Origin of the sequence: Mesotoga sp. Brook.08.YT.4.2.5.2., assembly GCF_003351125.1 — a bacterium.
In the GTDB taxonomy this organism is placed as follows: Bacteria; Thermotogota; Thermotogae; order Petrotogales; family Kosmotogaceae; genus Mesotoga.
Window position 1 is genome coordinate 1 of record NZ_JPGZ01000016.1, and the last position, 19,959, is coordinate 19,959.

At 47.5% G+C, this 19,959-nt stretch carries 15 protein-coding genes and 1 riboswitch; of the genes, 9 read left to right on the forward strand and 6 right to left on the reverse strand.

Annotated elements, in window-relative coordinates; genetic code table 11:
• Positions 1-749: 749 nt before the first annotated feature.
• The 9 genes from Q502_RS05365 to lysA all read left to right on the forward strand — a co-directional run bounded on the left by Q502_RS05365 (position 750) and on the right by lysA (position 10,257).
• A complete protein-coding gene (locus Q502_RS05365; protein WP_099830044.1) occupies positions 750-2,558 on the forward strand; it encodes a DUF2207 domain-containing protein in 1,809 nt (602 codons plus the stop codon).
• Between the two features lie 148 nt (positions 2,559-2,706).
• Positions 2,707-2,873: riboswitch (Lysine riboswitch) on the forward strand.
• A gap of 79 nt (positions 2,874-2,952) precedes the next feature.
• Positions 2,953-3,918: an aspartate-semialdehyde dehydrogenase gene (locus Q502_RS05370; RefSeq protein ID WP_099830043.1), complete on the forward strand. Its 966-nt coding sequence runs from the start codon at positions 2,953-2,955 to the stop codon at positions 3,916-3,918.
• 1 nt (position 3,919) lies between these two features.
• Positions 3,920-4,633 carry a diaminopimelate epimerase gene (locus tag Q502_RS05375; RefSeq protein ID WP_099830042.1) on the forward strand — a complete coding sequence of 238 codons (714 nt, stop codon included), beginning with the start codon at positions 3,920-3,922 and terminating at the stop codon, positions 4,631-4,633.
• Positions 4,603-5,484 (forward strand): 4-hydroxy-tetrahydrodipicolinate synthase, encoded by an 882-nt coding sequence (gene dapA / locus Q502_RS05380; RefSeq protein ID WP_099830041.1) that lies wholly within the window; start codon positions 4,603-4,605, stop codon positions 5,482-5,484. Before Q502_RS05375 ends, dapA begins: the two co-directional genes overlap by 31 nt.
• Positions 5,481-6,131, forward strand: a complete 651-nt coding sequence (locus tag Q502_RS05385) for a 4-hydroxy-tetrahydrodipicolinate reductase (RefSeq protein WP_099830040.1) — start codon at positions 5,481-5,483, stop codon at positions 6,129-6,131. The genes dapA and Q502_RS05385 overlap by 4 nt, the downstream gene beginning before the upstream one ends.
• Positions 6,113-6,820: a 2,3,4,5-tetrahydropyridine-2,6-dicarboxylate N-acetyltransferase gene (dapD, locus tag Q502_RS05390; RefSeq protein ID WP_102819347.1), complete on the forward strand. Its 708-nt coding sequence runs from the start codon at positions 6,113-6,115 to the stop codon at positions 6,818-6,820. Before Q502_RS05385 ends, dapD begins: the two co-directional genes overlap by 19 nt.
• Complete coding sequence (locus Q502_RS05395; protein ID WP_103134215.1) at positions 6,821-8,020, forward strand: aspartate kinase; 1,200 nt, start codon at positions 6,821-6,823, stop codon at positions 8,018-8,020.
• Positions 8,001-9,128 carry an aspartate aminotransferase family protein gene (locus tag Q502_RS05400; RefSeq protein ID WP_258394238.1) on the forward strand — a complete coding sequence of 376 codons (1,128 nt, stop codon included), beginning with the start codon at positions 8,001-8,003 and terminating at the stop codon, positions 9,126-9,128. Before Q502_RS05395 ends, Q502_RS05400 begins: the two co-directional genes overlap by 20 nt.
• 1 nt (position 9,129) lies before the next feature.
• Complete coding sequence (gene lysA / locus Q502_RS05405) at positions 9,130-10,257, forward strand: diaminopimelate decarboxylase (RefSeq protein WP_099830038.1); 1,128 nt, start codon at positions 9,130-9,132, stop codon at positions 10,255-10,257.
• Between the two features lie 1,570 nt (positions 10,258-11,827).
• Here the strand turns inward: lysA and Q502_RS15030 are convergent.
• The 6 genes from Q502_RS15030 to Q502_RS05445 form a co-directional block, all read right to left on the reverse strand.
• Positions 11,828-12,688, reverse strand: a complete 861-nt coding sequence (locus Q502_RS15030; protein ID WP_374704105.1) for a metallophosphoesterase — start codon at positions 12,686-12,688, stop codon at positions 11,828-11,830.
• A 2,654-nt stretch (positions 12,689-15,342) separates the two neighbouring features.
• Positions 15,343-16,320 carry a Gfo/Idh/MocA family protein gene (locus tag Q502_RS05425; protein WP_099830034.1) on the reverse strand — a complete coding sequence of 326 codons (978 nt, stop codon included), beginning with the start codon at positions 16,318-16,320 and terminating at the stop codon, positions 15,343-15,345.
• The gene (locus tag Q502_RS05430) at positions 16,321-17,331 is read right to left on the reverse strand and encodes a Gfo/Idh/MocA family protein (RefSeq protein WP_099830033.1); all 1,011 of its coding nucleotides are present in this window, start codon (positions 17,329-17,331) and stop codon (positions 16,321-16,323) included.
• A 21-nt stretch (positions 17,332-17,352) separates the two neighbouring features.
• The gene (locus Q502_RS05435; RefSeq protein WP_099830032.1) at positions 17,353-18,117 is read right to left on the reverse strand and encodes a PHP domain-containing protein; all 765 of its coding nucleotides are present in this window, start codon (positions 18,115-18,117) and stop codon (positions 17,353-17,355) included.
• 10 nt (positions 18,118-18,127) lie between these two features.
• Positions 18,128-19,237 carry an alkaline phosphatase family protein gene (locus Q502_RS05440; RefSeq protein WP_099830031.1) on the reverse strand — a complete coding sequence of 370 codons (1,110 nt, stop codon included), beginning with the start codon at positions 19,235-19,237 and terminating at the stop codon, positions 18,128-18,130.
• Entirely contained in the window at positions 19,234-19,947 is a 714-nt protein-coding gene (locus tag Q502_RS05445; RefSeq protein WP_165775366.1) for an endonuclease/exonuclease/phosphatase family protein, read from the reverse strand. The genes Q502_RS05440 and Q502_RS05445 overlap by 4 nt, the downstream gene beginning before the upstream one ends.
• Positions 19,948-19,959 lie beyond the last annotated feature (12 nt).

Sequence of the window (19,959 nt, forward strand, 5' to 3'; positions counted from 1 at the left end):
CTAGCTCTCCTTCAAGCATTTCTTTAATAATGTCACCAAACAACTCCTTCATTACCTCTTGAACATCTCCGACATTTTCGAATCCATTCTTCTCGATTAACGACTTGATCTTTTCTCTGTCAAATTTCATCTTCTCTTCCCTCCATTCTTCTATTCCATTCTAGAGGGTTTACACAATCTTTTTTACATACTCTCACGAGAAGGCGAGAACTCCCTCTCCCCTGTTTCTCGTACTCTCTCCTCCTCTTGTGCTCTCCATGCTCTTCTTTGAAACAGACACCTCCGCCACTTCGTGGCCCTCCTCCCTCAAGCGAGGACCTAAGATCATCATCCAAAGAGCTTGATAAGTCTTGAAGCTCTGCTCGGAGAACGGCGAACCGATAACGGATAACCCTTTCTTATTCAACTCGCACTTGTCACTTGCAACTGTTTCAAAGATCGAGATCCTGGCCAAGAAGCACGAGGATGACGAAGTGAGCTGGTTCTGATAAACTGGATTTCGTCATTCTTTGCGTGATAGGGGTTCTAGCTCTTTGATCTTGACCAACCACCAACCACGTACGACCAACAACCGCTCTTAGCCCAGCCTTGCGTCCCGAGACGGTTTTCTGGGCCTGGGCTCTTTACAGCGTACAGCGGGTCTCCGTTCTTAAGCGATCAGCGGCTCTTTGCCTGCGCCAGCAGACTGGCTCATTCCATTTTTTCTAGGTACGATAGTGTAAAATGCAATAAGGGGGAGGTGGCAGTAAGTGAAGAAGATAGTCGTCAGAGTCATTGCTGGAATTGTTCTGGGCCTGATTAGCTGGGGAGTAGCAGTGTTCATCTTCAGCGATGGAATTGGAGAGTCTTTCTCAGCAATAACGTCGGTAGAAAAAGTAAATGTCTTGATGGAGATTGATCAGAACGGTCTGCTTACGGTAACGGAGACCATAGACTACGTGTTCAACAAAGCTTATAGAGGAGTGTATAGAGAGCTTCCTGCAGACAGAGCCGGAAGTCTGTATAGCTCAATTGAGGTAACAGCTGTTGGCAAAGAGATCAAGTATATTGAGTCTATGGGCAGCGAGTCGTCACGATCAGTTAGGGTATGGTTCGTTCCTTACAATTCTTCGAGCGTTACCCCAGTCAAGGGAGAAGAGAGAGTAAGCGTCACTTACAAATACAGTATTCGAAGAGCCGTGGAGATAGGCACTGACATTGCCCAGATTTTCAGAAAGGTATGGGGTGAAGATACAGCAAGCTGGGTAGGAGAGATTACCGCGAAGATTGTGTTTCCTCAGAATCTAGATATTCTTGACTTCTTCACGCATCCGCCTGTCGAAGTCAATCGTAGTGGAAATACTTTCGATCTGAAAGCAACGAATATACCACCGATGACGTATGTTGAGTTTAGGGCAGTCATTCCAAAGGAACAAGCAAATGCAATGAATATGAGGAATATAGCTCTTGGTGGAGCATTTGATAGGAAATTCATCGATGAAGCAGAAAGGGAAGTTAGTCTAGTTGTCCTCTTTGGAAAGTGGATAATCCCGATTGTAATCGGCTTGCTCACTCCGTTCGTCCTTATTAGGACTCATAGAAAGCATGGGAAGGAAATAGATATCGGCTACTTCGCCGAGTATGAGAGAGAGCTTCCGACGGGTGATGCTCCAGACGTAATCAACGCTGCCGTCAAGAACTTAGCCGGGTTTGTCGACAACGACGGAATTGGCTCCACGATTATGGAGCTGTACAGAAAGGAATACATCGATTTTCAGAAGGGGAAGGGAGACAAGGTAGAGGGAATTGTAATAAAGAATCGAGACGACACAAAACTAAGACCGACCGAAGCGGCCTTCCTGAAATTCATTGATAAATACGACAAGGATGATGTTTTTAACTTCAACGATGTTAAAAAAGAAGTGACGAAGAAGCAGTCCAAGGCGCGTGTTTTCACAAGCGAATTCTCGAAATACAAGAGCAAGGTCAACGATACGGTACGTAAAATGCATCTTATAGATTTGAAGGGCAAGTCAATAGTAAACGGATACTCATTCCTGATGCTCGTTGTATGTGTGCTCCTTCTTGTTTTCTATTCAAAACCTGACCTTGCCCCCATGCGTCTCTTTTCACTCGCATTCTACGGAGTGATCTGGACGGTTAGCTGGGTCATCATATTCCTGCCGAAAGACGTTTTCGGAAGATGGACAAAAGAGGGAAGGCTCTTCTATCTAAGATGGCTTGGTCTGAAGAAGTATTTAGAAGACTACTCCCTCCTGAATGAGAAACCACCCGAGTCAATAATCCTCTGGGAGGAGTATCTGGTGTACGCAACCGCACTCGGCATAGCGGACACCGTAAGGAAGAATCTAAACAAGATCGTGCCTGAGGATGTCTGGAGAGAACAGAGCAGACATCCATACATGTACTATCCCGTTACAGCATATGCCGTGAGCTCCTTCACAGGAGTAACAAGGGCGGCCTCTTCTGCTTCAAGCAGTGGTTCCGGCGGAGGAGGTGGATTCAGCGGCGGTGGCTCTGGCGGTGGAGGCGGTGGAGGCGGAACCGGAGGCTTCTAGCAGCCCGAATATCGTCAGCGCTCCTCGGCTACAGTAAGCTGGTGCTAGATGAGGTTCAGTAGCGAAGTTCAATTGAGATGATCAATTAACCTTATGTTTTCAAAGGGCGAGTTGGTCTCGAGAGCACCGTGATATAATCAATCGGAAGTTACCCAACGGAGGAGCACCCAAGATCAGTAGACGTTCATCAGGGGATTGGAACGGATCGAAAGGCGAGGGTGCCGAAGAAGGCGGAAGCCCCAGCGACCGACTTCTGGGCATACAGGAAAGACCTGTATGACTGTCACGAAGATTGCGTGGAGAGCCGGTGGGTTTGGAATAAGACATTATTTCAAACCATTGAAGTGTTCCCGTTTTCTTCGGGAGCACTTTTTCTTTTTCAGGAGGTGGTTAAGTGCGACTCGCTATAGTAGGCGCTACCGGGGAAGTGGGCCGAATGATGTTGAAGAAACTTGAGGAGGAGGGATTGGCTTCGGCAATGATCGACCTCTTCGCTTCCAGACGCAGCGCCGGAAAGAATCTAGATTTTGCAGGTGCGAGACTTGAGGTCAAAGAGCTTCGCGAAGATTCATTTGACAAAGGATATGATTACGCTCTGTTTTCGGCTGGGGCATCCGTTTCGAAAAGCTTCGCTCCCATTGCCTCAAGAAAGGGAACAGTCGTAATAGACAATTCTTCGGCCTTCAGGGCAAATCAAGAGATTCCGCTTGTTGTACCCGAGATCAATGGGCATCTTATCGAAGGCTACAGGGGAATCATCGCCAATCCAAACTGCTCAACCATTCAGATGGTTATTTCGCTAAGCGGGGTTTATAAGAATTACGGAATTAGGACTATTGTTGTATCCACATATCAGGCGGTTTCGGGGGCGGGGAACAAGGGAATCGCAGAGTTGGAGGATCAGGAACGAGGAGAAGTCACTCCTTCTGTGTTTGTGAGACAGATACACAGAAATGTTGTGCCGGTGATCGGCGATCTGCTCGATTCCCGGTTTTCTTCAGAAGAGGTGAAGATGGTTAATGAAACGAGAAAGATCTTCGGAGACGATTCGATTTCCGTTTGGCCTACAACGGTGAGGGTACCAGTTATTCATGGCCATTCTGAATCAGTTTTCTGCGAGACTATCAGACCATTTTCACTTACAGAACTCCGCGAGACTATCGAGCGTTCTGATCATGTAGTTTACTCCGAGGAGCATATCACTCCGCTCGAAATAGCGGGCTCCGATCTCGTCCATGTTTCGAGACTCAGAAGCTTCGACAGCAATCGTTTCCTACTCTGGAACGTGGCGGACAACATCCGGGTAGGAGCCGCTACGAATGCCGTTAGGATTCTGAAAACCCACATAGGAGGCGCTTGACATGAAAGGGGCATATTACTCGGCAACTGGAAACAAGTTTCTCGTAGTCGATTCGAGAAACATAAGTTTAAGTGAAGAGGAAAAGCGTCTGCTCGTTCTCAAGTATGTTGGTGAGAGCGATGGTGCGATCTTCGTGGAAAGCGGCTTCATGGATTACTTCAACCGTGACGGTCTTAGAGCCGCCTTTTGTGGAAATGGAGCAAGAACCTATGTTCATTTCATTCACGAGAAAGAAAACTCTGGGTCAGTTGAATTCTCGTCACATGCAGGGGTAATTTCAGGGCTGGTGGAAGACGTGGTCTCAGTGAAGATGCCCCCACCCCGCTTTCTTGGTTCCTTTGAAGAGGAGAAGTATCGCGGGGAGATATTAGTTGTGGGCGTTCCTCATCTCGTAATGGAAGGCAGCACAGAAGCCATAGATTGGGGTGCTCTTCTTCCACTCAGACATCTGTATGATTCAAATGTTAACATATATAGCGTTATCGAGGCCGGAAATCTAAGAGTTCGCACTTTTGAACGAGGTGTCGAAAGAGAGACGGGTGCCTGCGGAAGCGGGGCTACTTCAGTTGCGTGGGTATACTCGAGAAAGACAGGCCATAACAAGGTCGCTTTGCAGGCCAACGGAGGACTTCTCACTGTAACCTTCAGAGACGGTGCCGCATATCTGGGAGGAGGTGTAGAGAAATGTTCAGAGGAACTGGAACTGCAGTTATAACGCCCTTTAAGAACGGTAACGTAGATTACGAGGCCTTCAGAAGATTTCTTCAATTCCAAATGGAAAACGAGGTAGATGCGCTTGTAGTACTTGGCACAACCGGTGAATCTCCGACGATAGGTGATTCCGAACGCTCTCAGCTGATAAAGATAGCGGTGCAGGAAGCGAATGGGCTTATACCTGTTATCGTAGGAACCGGAACGAATTCGACTACGAAGAGTATCGAACTGTCGATGAAGGCGTTCGACGATGGTGCCGATGGTGTGCTCGTTGTTGTTCCCTACTACAACAAGCCCACTCAGGAAGGTCTTTACAGGCATTACGGAGAGATCGCCACGCGCGTGCAGGGGCCGATAATCATCTACAACGTTCCCGGAAGAACCGGAGCCAGCATGCTTCCGGATACTATCTTGAGGTGCCTCGAGTTCGCTAATATAGTTGGAGTAAAGGAAGCAAGCGGAGATCAGTATCAGGTGGATTATCTTATCTCAAGTCTCAAGGAAAGGGAGTCCACGTTCAAAGTTTTGTCGGGAAATGATGATCAGGCCTTTCACCTCTGTTGCAGCGGTGGAGACGGTGTAATATCGGTAATCTCCAACATCGCACCCTGGAAGACTTCAACGATGATTCGATCCATTCTACTTGAAGACCTAAAGACTGCCAAAGACTTACATCTCGAGCTACTTCCGATCATGAAGGCATTGTTTGTGGAGTCGAACCCCATACCCGTCAAATATGCGCTAAGCCTAATGGGTTATTGCGCAAACGAACTTCGCCTTCCTCTCAATGAGTTGTCCGACACGAATCGAAAGGTTGTGGAACGTGCTATGAAAGAGAGTGGTGTGCTGTGAGATATGGACTAATCGGCTCTTCTGGAAGAATGGGAAAGGAGATCATTGAAACTTTCAAAGGACATGACCTCGCTCTTGAGGTTAGTGACACCGGTATATTCAGGCACGGGGAACCCGAAATCATAATAGATTTTTCGAATCGCGAAGCTTTGAAGACCGCAATTGAGATGGCTTATCAATTCGGTGCAGGAATCGTTACAGGAACGACTGCTCTAAACCAGTCAGACATTGTCGATCTTAGAAGGCTCGCAGAAAAGGTCCCGGTAGTTCAGAGTTTCAATTTCTCCACCGGTATAAACCTACTGAGAATGATCTTGAAAGAGTATTCATCTCTGCTGGAGGAATTTGAAGCAGAGATAATTGAAGTCCATCACAGCGCGAAGAAAGACGCTCCTTCCGGTACCGCTATCATGCTTAAGGAATCCGTAGGGAGGGATCTGCCTATCCATTCTGTACGGACGGGAGGCATCCCCGGAGACCACACAGTGTTTTTTGCCAACGAGGGAGAGGTTATAGAGATAAGCCACAGGGTCATCTCTCGCAAAGTCTTCGCTATAGGTGCACTGAAGGCTGCAATGTTCTGCGCTGAGAGGGAAAACGGTTTCTACTCCTATGAGGAGGTTGTCAGATGGATGCAGAAACGATAATAAAAATGATAAAAGACTCCAAGAAGAAGACGCCTTCTGTTTGCTACCTTTGCGGTGATCTCGAAGGTTTCAGATCTGGAAACACCACGTTCATTGGAGGAAGGCATTTCGGCATCATCTTTGGTGACCTGAAAGAGATAAGAGAAATACTTGAAACGAACTCCGAAAAGATAACCTCTCACTATCTCGAGGTGAGGGCAAGAAACTCTGCTCTTCCACTGGCTGAACTCGAAAATTATCGTGCAAGGATAGAACCAGGTGCAATAATCCGAGAAACGGTCGAGATCGGAGACAACGCAGTGATAATGATGGGAGCCGTAATTAACGTTGGAGCTGTCATCGGTCGTGAAACAATGATAGACATGAACGTAGTTGTCGGAGGTCGTGCGATAATCGGTGCCAACTGTCATATAGGAGCCGGTGCCGTAATTGCCGGAATTGTCGAGCCACCAAGCGCTACGCCTGTAATCATAGAAGATAACGTACTGGTCGGAGCAAATGCGGTCGTTCTAGAAGGCATAAGGATAGGAGAGCACTCGGTGATTGCAGCGGGAGCGGTTGTGACTAAAGATGTACCCCCGCGTTCGGTTGTGGCCGGAATGCCGGCGAGGGTGATAAAGCAGTTCGACGAGAAAACTGCGAGTAAAACCAGCCTCGTCAAAGAGCTGCGCGAGATTCGGGAGAGCTAGATGATTGTCCAGAAGTATGGAGGCTCTTCTGTCGCCAATGCAGAGAGAATAATGAACGTTGCAACAAGAATAAAGAAACGAGTAGATGACGGCGAAAAGATGATCGTTGTTGTTTCGGCTATGGGAAAGACAACCAATGATCTGATTTCCATAGCCGAAAGCCTGACTCCTGTCCCTGATGAGAGGGAGCTTGCGATGCTTCTTGCGACAGGAGAACAGGTTTCGGCGGCGCTTCTTTCTATAGCTCTTCTTAGTATGGGTGTCCGTTCGATCTCGCACAACGCAATGCAGCTTGATATAAGCACCGTTGGAGATTTCAGCAACGCAAGAATCGCAGATCTTAACCTCGAAAAGATGTATGCAGAACTTGAGAACTATGATGTGATAGTCGTTACAGGTTTTCAAGGTGTCGATCGCGATGGGAATCTTACTACCCTCGGGCGGGGAGGATCGGATACTTCTGCTGTCGCGATTGCTGCAAAGGCTGGGGTCTCATGTGAGATATTCAGCGATGTCGCCGGAGTCTATACCTGCGATCCCAAGGTTCACAAAGATGCGAGAAAGCTCCAATTCATTACATATGACGAAATGCTGGAAATGGCGGCTCTAGGGGCAAGAGTCCTTCACTCGAGATCGGTGGAGATAGCAAAGAAGTACAACGTTGAGATCCTTTGCCTGTCGTCATTCAACGAAGAAGGAGGAACCAGAGTAGTGAGCAGGCTTCCCGAATGGCTGGAACAGCCTGTCGTAACGGGTGCTACGATAGACACAAACCAGCTGAAGATAACGATAAACAAATTGCCCGGAAATACGGATGTTGTCAGCAAGATCTTTCAGGCCGTTGCAGGTTCGAATTTCAACGTTGACATGATATCTATTGTGAATGACAACGAACATATACACCTTGTATTTACTGTTCTCTCGGCCAGTCCGGCGGCGATAAAGAGGACTATAGAAAACGTCCTTGTAGATATCGACAACTGGGAACTCGCAATAGATGAAGATGTTGCGAAGATATCTACGGTTGGCGTCGGCATGAAATCGAGCGCAGGGGTAGCCGCCCGTTTCTTCCTTGCACTCCAGAAGGCTGGGGTCAGGATAATCGCGACTACTACGTCTGAAATAAAGATCTCCGTTCTCGTACCGAAATTACAGGCAAGCACAGCCCTGAAGGCGTTGCTTGACGAGTTCGAATTGTGAGCTGAGTACAATGCTTTCAAACGTATACTCACCATTTCCTCTCGAGATAAAGAGTGCACACGGAATAAGAATCAATACTGACAGGGGCGAGTTCATCGACACATTTGCAGGAATAGGAGTACTCGCTTTCGGTCATACGGATGAAGCAACGATTGAAGCAGTCTCCAGGAAGATGGGAAGGTATTCTCACACATCAAACTACTTTCTCGACGATGATGCCGAAAAGCTTAGTGAGAGTCTCCTGAAATTTGTCAACTCCAGCGGCGAGGTGTATTTTTCAAACTCCGGCACCGAGGCCACAGAAGCTGCGATCAAAGCTGTAAGGAAGTTGAGAAAGGGGAAAATGATTTCCTTTGAAGGTAACTTTCATGGGCGAACCATCGGCGCTCTCTCTTTGACACATAGTGAAATACTGCGAAGGCCTTTCGAACCGCTTCTCCCCGACGTCCTCTTTCTTCCCAAGAATGCGGAGGCATTTTCTGAATCGGTCAAGGAAAATGAAATCGCCGCCGTCTTTGTAGAATCGATACAGGGAAACAGCGGAGTCTACTTGTATCCTTCCGAACTGATCGAAACGATTGAAGTACTCAGGAAGGAGAAGGGCTTTCTAGTGGTCGCCGATGAGATTCAGTCAGGCCTTTGTAGAACAGGCGAATACTTTGGCTATCGGAATTACGGATTGGAACCGGATATTGTAATACTGGGAAAAGCCGTTGGAGGCGGCCTGCCTCTTGGCGCAACTGTCTTCAGAAAGCTATCACCGTTTTCTCTCGGAGATCACGGCTCAACATTTGCTCCGAACCCTCTCAGCCTTGCAGCAGGGCTCTCAGTTGTGTCTAGAATGAATTCAGCCCTTCTCGAAAGTGTTAGAATAAATGGAGCGCGTCTTATGCAAAACCTCAAGAGTCTTCCTTGGGCCAGGGGAGTTCGAGGTAAGGGTCTAATGATAGGAGTCACGACCGAAAACCCTAACGGGGTGAAAGGCCTTGCCTTTGAAAGAAAGGTCTTGCTCAATGTAACTGGAGGGAGCGTAAGGTTTTTGCCAGCGCTTAATATCAGGTCTGAAGAGATTGATGAGATAACGGAAAGGCTGAATTTTGGAGGTTGAGATGATTGATTTTCAGAAGCTTGCTGGTGAATTCGGTACGCCGCTATATGTATACGATGCAGAAAAGATAAGAAAGAGAATCGACAAAGCAAAGAGGGTTTTCGAGGGGCTGGATGCAGAGATAGTCTTTGCGTTGAAGGCAAACAGCAATCCCGCTCTTCTAAAGATAATGGCAGAAGAAGGCATTGGTGCGGATGTTGTTTCAAGAGGTGAGCTCCTCGCATCGAAAATGGCCGGCATGAAGCGAATTCTCTGGAATGGTAACGGAAAGACCCATGGAGATATTGTGCATTTCACAAATCAGGGTGTTGACACTGTCTGCGTCGACTCGCTGCAGGAACTGCCTCTATGGGATGGGATAGATGTCGTGAAGCTTCTAAGAGTCAATCCGGATGTTGACGCGCACACTCACCCACATATCTCGACAGGACTCAAAGCCCACAAATTCGGAGTTCCAATCGAAAAGGTCGAGACGGTGGCCGACAGGATCGATGGCCTACATCTTCACATTGGATCTCAAATCACCGAAGTAGAACCATTTGTTGACGCCTATTCCAAAGTTCTCGAATGTGCTAAGCAATTCGGTTTCAAGCACATCGATCTCGGCGGGGGCTGGGGTATTAACTATGAAGGCGAAGAGCTTGATATAGAAAAGTTGCGGGCGGCCGTCTCGGGAATGTTCTCTGACTTCAATGGGAAACTGATTTCAGAGCTGGGTAGATTCATCATCGGTCCGGCAGGATACCTCGTGACTTCAGTAGTGAGTGTTAAACCCTCGGAAAAAATCTTTATCGTTACCGATGCAGGGATGAATGCACTGATAAGACCTGCCTTATATGATGCTCATCACGGCGTTATAGTCCTCTCCGGCACCAAGAAGACGGCAACTGCCGATGTTGTCGGTCCTCTTTGCGAAAGCGGCGACATACTTGCAAGAGGCCGGAAGCTCGAAGTGCCTATACCAGGTACGGCAATCGTATTCGAAAACGCCGGTGCCTACGGCTTTTCTATGGCAAACAATTACAATGGTATGCCGCTGCCCGCAGAAGTACTCGTCGATGGTGATTATGTCAAACTTATCCGCAGACGCCAAAGTATAGAAGAACTCTTCACAAATGTGAAGCTGTGAAGAACCGTTCTTCGTGAGCCTTACAAGGGAAATAACATCTGGCGTCCGACGACTCAATTGAGAAAAAACACTTTCGAGACGTTCGCTACGCTCACGGAGAAGGCGAGTGAAAAGTCAGTCACTGCTGGAATTAGACGCAAGGCGCCGAAAGAACATCGGCGGACGCAAGGCTGGCTTCGCCAGGTCGCAATGCCCGGAGAAGCATCCGGGGACGCAAGGCTGCCTTCGGCAGGAGGCGATTTTGAAGCCTGTCTGTTCGCACAGACCAGTTTCGGCTTTGCGAGACCAATAAGAAGCATCGAGAAAGAGCTGGTAGAGACGGTCGCTGCGCTCACGAGAGAACCGAGATCCTGACCGTTATTATGTCAGAATCACATAAAAAACGGCTGTCATCCCGTAGAGCCTGCTCTGACGTGATCCTGTTCAGGGCAACTGATTGGGATCTCGAGTCATAGATCCGCTGAACGATTTGATGAGAAGTCCTCCGTCAGCCGTCCAAGAGCAAGGACCCGTCCTCCGATAAGATCAATCGAGAAAGAGCATTGTCGAGACATTCGCTGCGCTCACAAGAAAGCGAGAGAAAAGCCAGTCTGCTTACGCAAGCCAGTCACCTTCGGTGGCCAGTCAGGCTTCGCCTGGCCAGTCTTTGCTTCGCAAAGGCCAGTTCCGCTTCGCGGGCAAAATAGCCGTTGGACGCTTAAGAATGAGGACCCGCTGAGCGCTGACGAAGACAACGTTGTACGTCAACGGTCTGCCGTCCTCCGAGAAGACCGAGACCGCTGAACGCTTAAAAGCGGTGAACCCGCTGAACGCTGTGAAGAGCCGCTATGCGCTTAAGATCAAGGCCCCGCTGAACGCTGTGAAGAGCCGCTATGCGCTTAAGATCAAGGCCCCGCTGGACGCTGTTTAGAGCCGACTTTGAAAGCAAACCCGAGAACCTTTTTCTTAAGGAAAGAGCACTGTCGAGACGTTCACTGCGCTCACGAGAAGACAAGAACTCTCTCCTGTTTCTCGTACTCTCTCCTCCTCTTGTGCTCTCCATGCTCTTCTTTGAAACAGACACCTCCGCCACTTCGTGGCCCTTCTCCCTCAAGGAGGACCTAAGATCATCATCCAAAGAGCTTGATAGGTCTTGAAGCTCTGCTCGGAGAACGGTGAACCGATAACGGATAACCGTTTCTTATTCAACTCGCAACTTGTCACTTGCAACTGTTTCAAAGATCGAGATCCTGGCCAGGTACACGCCAGCTACTGAAAGTGAGAAATGGCTTTCATCCCCGTAAAGCTGCTCCTAAATCCGCTCGCTTTGGTCATCCCGTAGAGCCCGCCCTGAAAGCCTGCCCCAAAATACTCCTGTTTGGGGTCTCCTGTTCAGTGCAATTGCAAGGGATCTGCTTTCTCTCCTTGTTCTTCGTAGTCTCGAATATGGTCTTTCTCGAAGCGAAGCTTCATCTCAAACTCAAAGCGTCTTCTCGCTTTCTAGGTTCGCTTTCGCTCCGTTGGAGAATGGCTAAGCGATTACGGATAACCGTTCATTCTTTTCAGTTGCATCTTGTAGTACTTGCAGCTGCTAGAAAATCGACGAGCCCTTCGGCTCGACTTCTACAAGTTCGATGATTAGTCCTTCTTCTACAACTATTCTTCTGTATGCCAGTTTGCCGTCAGTTTCCACTGCCCTCTTCGTGGTGAGTGAAAGAGTGTTAAGTGAATAATCGATCGCATCGCTATGTCTATGACCAAAAAGAGCCAATGCTACGTTGCTCCTAGTGAAGAGATCAAGCAGCTCTCGTCTCTGTTCAGTCTCCTCAAAAAAGATCCATCTGTCATCGTAGAAGTTGTGATGGCCAAAGAGTATGATTTTCTCGCTTCCTATTCTCTTCAATTCTTCTGTTATCCATTCCATTTGTTCTTCAGACACTACTCCGCTCACAAATCCATACTCTGAATCGGCCGTATTTAGGCCCAAGAAGTGCCATGAACCCCACTCGAAGCTGTAGTAACAAGGCCCAAATAACTCTTCCCACAATTCCATCCCATTTATCCTGCCTGATCTTTGTGTATCGTGATTACCCGGAACAATAAACACGGGAAAATCACAATATTCAATGGTCTTCTCCTTTATGAATTCCCAGTCAGTTGTGTAAGCAAGGGCGGAACTGGAAAGATCGCCTGTTATCAGCATGAGATCGGGGCTCTCTGCCCTGATCTCGTTCAGCAGTCTCTCGAACAGGAGCATATTCTCCGGCTTGCTTAGCAGGTCGAGATGTGGATCGGTAAGATGGACGATGGTAAAGGATTCATCAAGAGACCCTACTCTGACAGCATTTTCTTCCAGCTGCCTGTAAACTACCCCGGAACTCGCTGCAAGAACCTCGAGGGAATAAAGACCTTCAGTAATTCGATCTGGAATTACGTACGTGTGTTCAGCGATCTGCGATAATTCATATGCGTTTCCCGTTCTGCCCATTAGTCTTGCTCTTTGCTGTGAATAACCTTCCTTTGTTATTACCTCAAGAATGCGATTATCACTGAGATATGGGAAAGCGAATCGCGGAGAAACGATGAATTTCTCTTCAGCAGAAATGCTCTCAGATGAAGGCTTTTCCTTCAGCGAGGTGCTTGTCTTAACGATATTCCATCCGAGATTTGTCTTCATTGTGAAACCCAGTGTACTTTCATCGAGCCAGAATGGATTCGTGGTCAAGAAAATGTCCTTCGTTGCTGCAGTAATCGTATAGTCGAAGAGATCCATGATGAAGACTTCGACTTCTCCTCTGTAATCGGCAACAAATGAAAGCTTTGTACCATGGGGTGACCATACCGGAGAGAATTCGTTGAATGAACTGCTGAGAATTCCAGTTGTCTTACCGGTTCTCATATTGAAAGCCACTATGTCCCAGTCTTTTCCGTTCCAGTGCTGGAAGGCAAGATCGTTACCTGTAGGGGATAATGTAGGTGACCTCGCATTCTCAGCGACAGTCGTCCTCTCACTGGACGACAAATCCTGTTTCACAACAAACCATTTGCCATCTCTTCTTTCCGAGTAAAGCAAGAAGTCCTTCTTGGGAGAGATTACGGGTTCAATCTGGTCATATGACTCCGATGTCAGAGTCCTGATTTCTTTGGTTGCTGCGTCATATGAATATATCTTCCAGTCAGCGTTTTGATCATCAGGCAAGATTCTTCCTGCAAAGAGCAGCACATTGTCCTTGAGGTAAGGGAATTCGGCTTCCCCCGGGAAGGGTATCTTGCTTGACACGTTTCCCTGAACGAGTTCATAGATTGCAGGCGGATAGTTTTTGGTTCTTGTTCCCTTTTCCTTGTATAGGCTAGCAAAAACCTGTTTTCCATTTGACGCCCCAGCAATGTTAGAAGAAAAGAAATCATTATCGGACGATGACAGCTGAGTTATGGCTTCCACGTTCTCAGGAAGTACGAGATCTCTCGTCTCTTCTTTCTTTGTGGTTTCAGGTTCTTCCTCTGTCGGAGTGAGTAGGTCCTTTCTTGTAATTGTAGTTAAGAACAAGATCCTGTTTTCTGTCTGTTCACGAATATCTTCGTCAATGGTGGGTCTGACATAGAACTCCCCTTCATTATCCTGGATCAGGACTCCCTGTACTGCAACGAAGCTTCCATCGCCAAGAGCAGATATGTCTATGCCGGCATAGTCATAGAACTTCACTCTCATTCCAGAAGATACGCTGTCGAAATCACGGTCTGACGGTCCAGTCAACCAGAATCCCCTGGTGATTGTTTCATTGTCGTAGGCGCTTATCTTCCCGAAAATCATCACCAACGAACCTTCGAGATTTCTAAGCTGGCTCTTTGCAGAATCTGTAAATATGATCGCAGGATCCGGCAATGTCTCTCCTTTTCTGATTATCTCAATATCATCAGGAGAGGCTGGTCTTATGACAAGGCTGTTTACATCTGTTGTATAGCCGACCGTGGTGAGTGTTCCCTTTACTCGTACAAGATCACCTTTTTCTACGAGCGGCTCCTTGAAACCTTGAGCATAGATGAGGATACCGGCGCTCTTGTCCGTCAGAGCGAAGTAATTAGCCGAGTCGTGCCAGAGGCCTGAACTAACCATTGCTATCCCTTCAACCTCAACGATGTTGTCTAGAAACAAGTACCTACCTTCGGATCTCTGTCGAATATCATTGATAGTAACGGTTATCGGGTCTGTGCTTTCGGCAATAGCTTCTTTTTTCACTTGCCTTTCTTGAGGAGATAATAATGTGAAGATGTCGTAGCTGCCCGCACCATCAGGTCTGTTCAATCCCGAAAAATACAGTATCTGTCCATCGGTCCACAGACTTCTTTCGTCGAGAAATGTATTCATTTGCTCTCTAGGATGCTCTATACTCCTGGTGTAAGGGTCCCAGCGATAAATATCGTAGCCTCCGATTGAGTCATCCCTTGCCGAATCAAACCATATAGAACCGTCAGGAGCAAGGAATACCGACCATTCATCGCCGCCGGTGTTAAGAAAGCTGAGATTCTCTGGCGATGACCATTTCCCGTCGATTGATTCAGATCTCCAAATATCTCTTCCTCCGATAGGCTCCTTTCCGTTGAAGGTGCCTCCCGACGTGAAATATGCGATAGTCTCGTCTGAGTTCACCCATATATCCCATTCCTTCTTATCCGTGCTGAGTTCAGCAACTAGAGTTCCTTCTTCCCAGCCACCCTTTTCTTCATCAAATACCGATCTGTAGAAATCATAGTCAGTATCGGCCGAGTATCTACCAAAATACATAACCAACACTCCGTCATTTTCTATCACACAGGGGTTAATCTCGTACTCCGATGTATTGATATCGCCCGGAAGCCACTGTGGTTCAGCCCATTCTCCGTTTTCAAGCGTTGTGTAGTAGATATCGTAGTTTGTCCCGGCGAAGTAAAGAATGTCGTCGTGAAGCCACGGCATCCTCTCTATTCCACTCGAGCAAAATGGCAACATCTGCACTTTTATCTGACCAAAAGTCATGATGCTCATGAGTGCGATTGCCAAAACGAGCAATGTTCGTTTACCTTTCAAAGTTTTCACCACCTTTAGTCGTCTTTCATAATGGGGTGCTGCTAATGATTAACTTGAATAGGTTCATGTGTTCTTCCGCTTTCATATGCTGCTAGAGCCACTCTTAGAGCTTCAAGCCCATCTTCTCCTGAGGTCAAAGGCTCTCTTTTCTCGACTACAGAATCAACGAATTCCTTAACCAGCGCTCTGTCGAAACTGTCTCCGAAATTCTCCCAGAAGACTCCTCTCTTGTTTGAGAAGACTCTCAGCTTCGCATCAAAGGCGCTTATCTTGAGCGAACCGTCTGTACCGACAAGATTGAGAGTGACATCTCCCCAGTAAGGATAGGCTTCAGGTCTTGACCAGCTGCAGTCGAGACTCATGAAGGAATCGTTAGAAAGACCTAGCAGGAGGAGGCCACAGTCTTCAACTGGGATGTCGTAGATGAGTCTGGCGTATTCGGCCGATACCTCTTCAATCTCAACATCTAGTAGCCAGCGGATAATATCCACAACGTGAACGGTATGATCCATAACCGCCCCTCCGCCGGAAAGCTTCTCATCCACGAACCATCCTCCGGGCATTCTTCCATGATTTGTAGCCGAGACCGAGAGGATTCTGCCGAGCCTGCCGGTTTCTATTTCCTTCTTTGCCTGCTGAATCGACGGAGCGTATCTAACGGGGAAGGCCATCTGAAGGACGACGTTGTTTTCTCTCGCCGTCTGCAGCATCGATCTCGCGTCTTCTTCAGTTGTGGCAATGGGTTTTTCACACAGCACGTGTTTGCCATTAATCATTGCAAGCTCCGCATATTGCTTATGGAATGAGTTTTCGGAAGTAACTACGACCCCATCCGAGTTTTCAATTAGCTTCAGAGGATCGTCAAAGCGTTCTATGCCGAAGAGATTCGAGGTCTTTGCGCTTCTAGAAGAATCTTGATCAAATACACCCGTAATGCTTGTTTCTGAGAGAGACTGAATCTGCCTTATATAGCTGTATCCGTGCGTGTGGGCTATTCCAAGAACCCCAATCCTGAACACCTACACCACCTCCAGGAGCTTCACAGGTCTCCCGCTTTCTGCAGATCGGTTGGCGGCCAGCGAGATCTTCAACGCCTCAATAGCCTCATTACCATCAACGGGAACCTTTCTTTCTTCTTTCACCGCTTCTATGAACTTCTGTATGTGTAATCCATAAGGATCATTGGCTGTGGGGGTGCTCTTTGAGAAAGACGGGAGATCCTTAGACGCAGTCTGCACCCTAATAGTGAAATCCTCATCGCTGTCGTAGGTTATCATTCCATCTCTACCCACGAATTCGAAAGAAGTTGTGAATTTCGAAGGAGCGTTTTCCGGCTCTGCCCAGCTGCCCTCGACATGTGCCAGCGAACCGTTTGCGAATTTGACGACAGCTATGGCATGGTCTCTGTTTCTGCCTGGATGAGAAGGAGTGTTTTTCACGCTTCTTGCGGTTATGGACTCTACTTTTCCCAGGACCGTTCTCAAGAAGTCGAAGTCGTGAATGGAAAGATCAAGAAGAACTCCGCCGCTTCTAGCGAGTTCGTCGAACCAATTGTTCCAGCCGTGCTTTGGAAAGACACCACCGCGATACATCCTTGCCATGACCACCGTGCCTATCGCTCCGTCTTCCATAAGGCTCTTTGCCCTAGAGTAAGAGTCAAAGAATCTCACTACATGATTCACACCCAGCAGAACGCTGTTTTGCTTGCAAACCTCAACCATTTCTAGAGCGTCTTTGAGAGTACGAGCTATTGGTTTTTCGCAGAAAACATGCTTCCTGTTTCTTGCTGCTTCCACCACAAGATCCCTGTGTGTATCCGTAGGTGTACAGATACTGACTACCTCTATTTCGTCATCGGTGAGTATCTCCTCCACAGTGGATGCTTTTGAAGAGGTGAGTCTTGCACATTCCAGAGTCTGTTCCCTTGAGAGACTCGCTACTGCTTTCACATTGACGTCTTGCAGGCTGCTGTACGCAATGGAATGAACCTTTCCCATCATTCCACAACCGATAATCCCAACGTTTGTCATACAAGTTCCTCCCGAAATACTCTATATTTTCAAGTTAATCGTCTCGATATCGAGAAAATCACTTTCCTTCAGATCGAGTTCCTGGATGACTCTTTTCAGATAGCTCCTCTTGGAAACCTGCTCAGGTATGTGGGAATCTGTTCCGTAGGAGAAAGCAACTCCCGATCGTTTCATAATATCCAGAACTTCTAATCGCGGCGTTTTTGATGGCTCATGTATTTCGAGTGCAATATCGTTTGCCTCGAGATCCTTTGCCAATCGCGAGTACCAGTCAAACGTGAAGTACTTGTGAATGATCTGCCGTTCAATCTCCCTCTTCTTGTCGAATCCCGGATCGTGATCAAGAAGAGGTAGAAGCGGGAGATAGCCCTCGACGTGCCCAAGAATCTGAAAGCCTCCTCTTCGTGCATTTTCGGCAATGATACCTTTGTAAGCTTGCCAGTAATCTTCACTGTTTGTTCCCTCTAGCGGAACTCTGTGAAGACTCGCAATGATGTACTCTATTTCGCCCATCATAAAAGGGAGTAGTATGCCGCTCTTCCCGAGCCCGGTTTCCACGCCGAGATGAGCGGAGATGCCGAGCCTCCTGGCGCTTTCTTTGAATGCTCCGAAGGCCTCAAGATAGTCTTTTGTGAATTCTATGCTGGATGGATGGTTTAACTCAAAGTGATCAGTCACGCCACATACACTTACATTGCCTTCCAAAGCTTCAAGAAGCCGGGAAAAAGTCATCTCTCCGTCTGAATAGCTTGTGTGCAGATGATAATCAAGTTTTGTCAGATTCAATTTTCAAACCTCATTTCTTCAGTGAAATTCCATCGAAATCGACAGATGATTTTATGTTAAGTAAATCGAGGGTTGTTGGCGTAATGTCGACTAGAGTACCTCTCTCTACACAGTTCTTTGTCTTGTGAATATCTCTAAACATGAACACGGAGGGCTCCTCGTGGAAAGTTCCGTGATATCCGAAAAAAGACCCGGGCCTTCTCGACTTCAATGAGTTTGAATATCCTCTTTTCAAACAGAAGGCGATGTCAGCATACTCGGGGTTGTGCAACTTCTTCATTTCTTCTTTTGTATAGACTCTATCTGTTACGCTGATTTTCCTCAGAGCATCCACGAGCAGAGCTGTCCTATTCATTGCTTTTTCCGTCAGAGTGTAGATGTTTACGGTTGGGTATTTGAGCATAAGAATGTCAGTCTCTTTAGAAACCCTCTTTCCTTCCTTACCAAGTTCGGCTTCGAGACCGATCCTGGCAATAACTTCACCTAGATCAAGATCCGTAGGATTTTCGGCCAATGACATGGAGTGATCGGAACTAATGACTATAACGAATTCTCCAAATGTCTCTTCAAGAAAGTCGGCTAAAAGCTTCAACTCGCCATCTATCTCTTCCAATTCTCTTATCGTCTTGTGGTGAAGAGGTCCGTATCTATGCCCCGCACTATCCAGAGACTGATAGAGGCAGAAGATAGCGTCATACTTCTTTTCTTTACTCTCCTTTGTTAGCGCCTTCCGTATTGCATTGCTTCTGTTTCCGTCAACCTGGACATGCTTCACTCCCTTTCTTCCCTGAAGCATGAAATGCTGTATCGAGAGGATGGTGTAGTTGTTTTCGTATAAACAGTCGGTTATTGGCGCTCTTTTGAGATCTCTGAGTCTACCCTCCACTCTCATCTCTTCTCTGTTCAGGATAGTGTTGGAGTATATGCCGTGTTTTTCGGGATATACACCCGTCAATATGGTGCTCATCATGGGTGTGGTAAGTGTAGGAAAACACGATCTCATATTCCTCACCACGGAACCAGTCTTGGCAACACTATCCAGGAAAGGAGTCCTGGCCTTCTTCAACACCTCCGGACCAAGCGAATCGATAGTAACGAAGAGGAGAGGGATATTCTTCATTTCAGGACCAGCCTCGAAACGACGGGCAGATGATCCGAAGCGTATGAAGCTACAGTGAACGCATCGACGATCTCGAAATAGTGATTCACGAAGATATAATCAATCTGCCGGCCCGGTCTATCTGCCGGTATCGTATGAAGACTCTTGTCAAGCGCATGATTCACCGAATTGAAGTGGTTAAAAAACTCGGGGACACCGTACTGCAGATCATACCACTCGGCGTTGAGATCGCCGGCAATAATCGCCGGAATCTCTTCGTGCTCAAGATACACCTCGAGAATCTTTCTGAGTTCCGTCTGGATTTCCATGATCCCGCCGAGACCGAGATGCGTGCCCATCACCAGGACTTCCCGGCCCTCGATCTCTGTGACGATTGCGGAACAACCTCTATCCACGGCAAGCATCCATTCTGGTCTCGGGAGCACAAAACCAAATTCGGCCGTTATCGGGAATTTACTGAGAACAGCGTTGCCGTAGTTGCTCCTGCCCTCCGCCAGACTGAAGAAGTAGCTCATGTTGAGTTCCTTGGCAATAATCTCTGCCTGTCTCAGTCCTGCGCTCCTCGGATTTTCCTGATCGACTTCATTGAGAATAAGAATATCTGGATCTACTTCCCTTATGGTCTCGACAACTCTGGAAAAATCCAGGACACCGTCTATTCCCAATCCGTGCCTTATGTTGTAGGTCATGACAGTCAGAGATGTTCCCATCAGAGTCCCTCC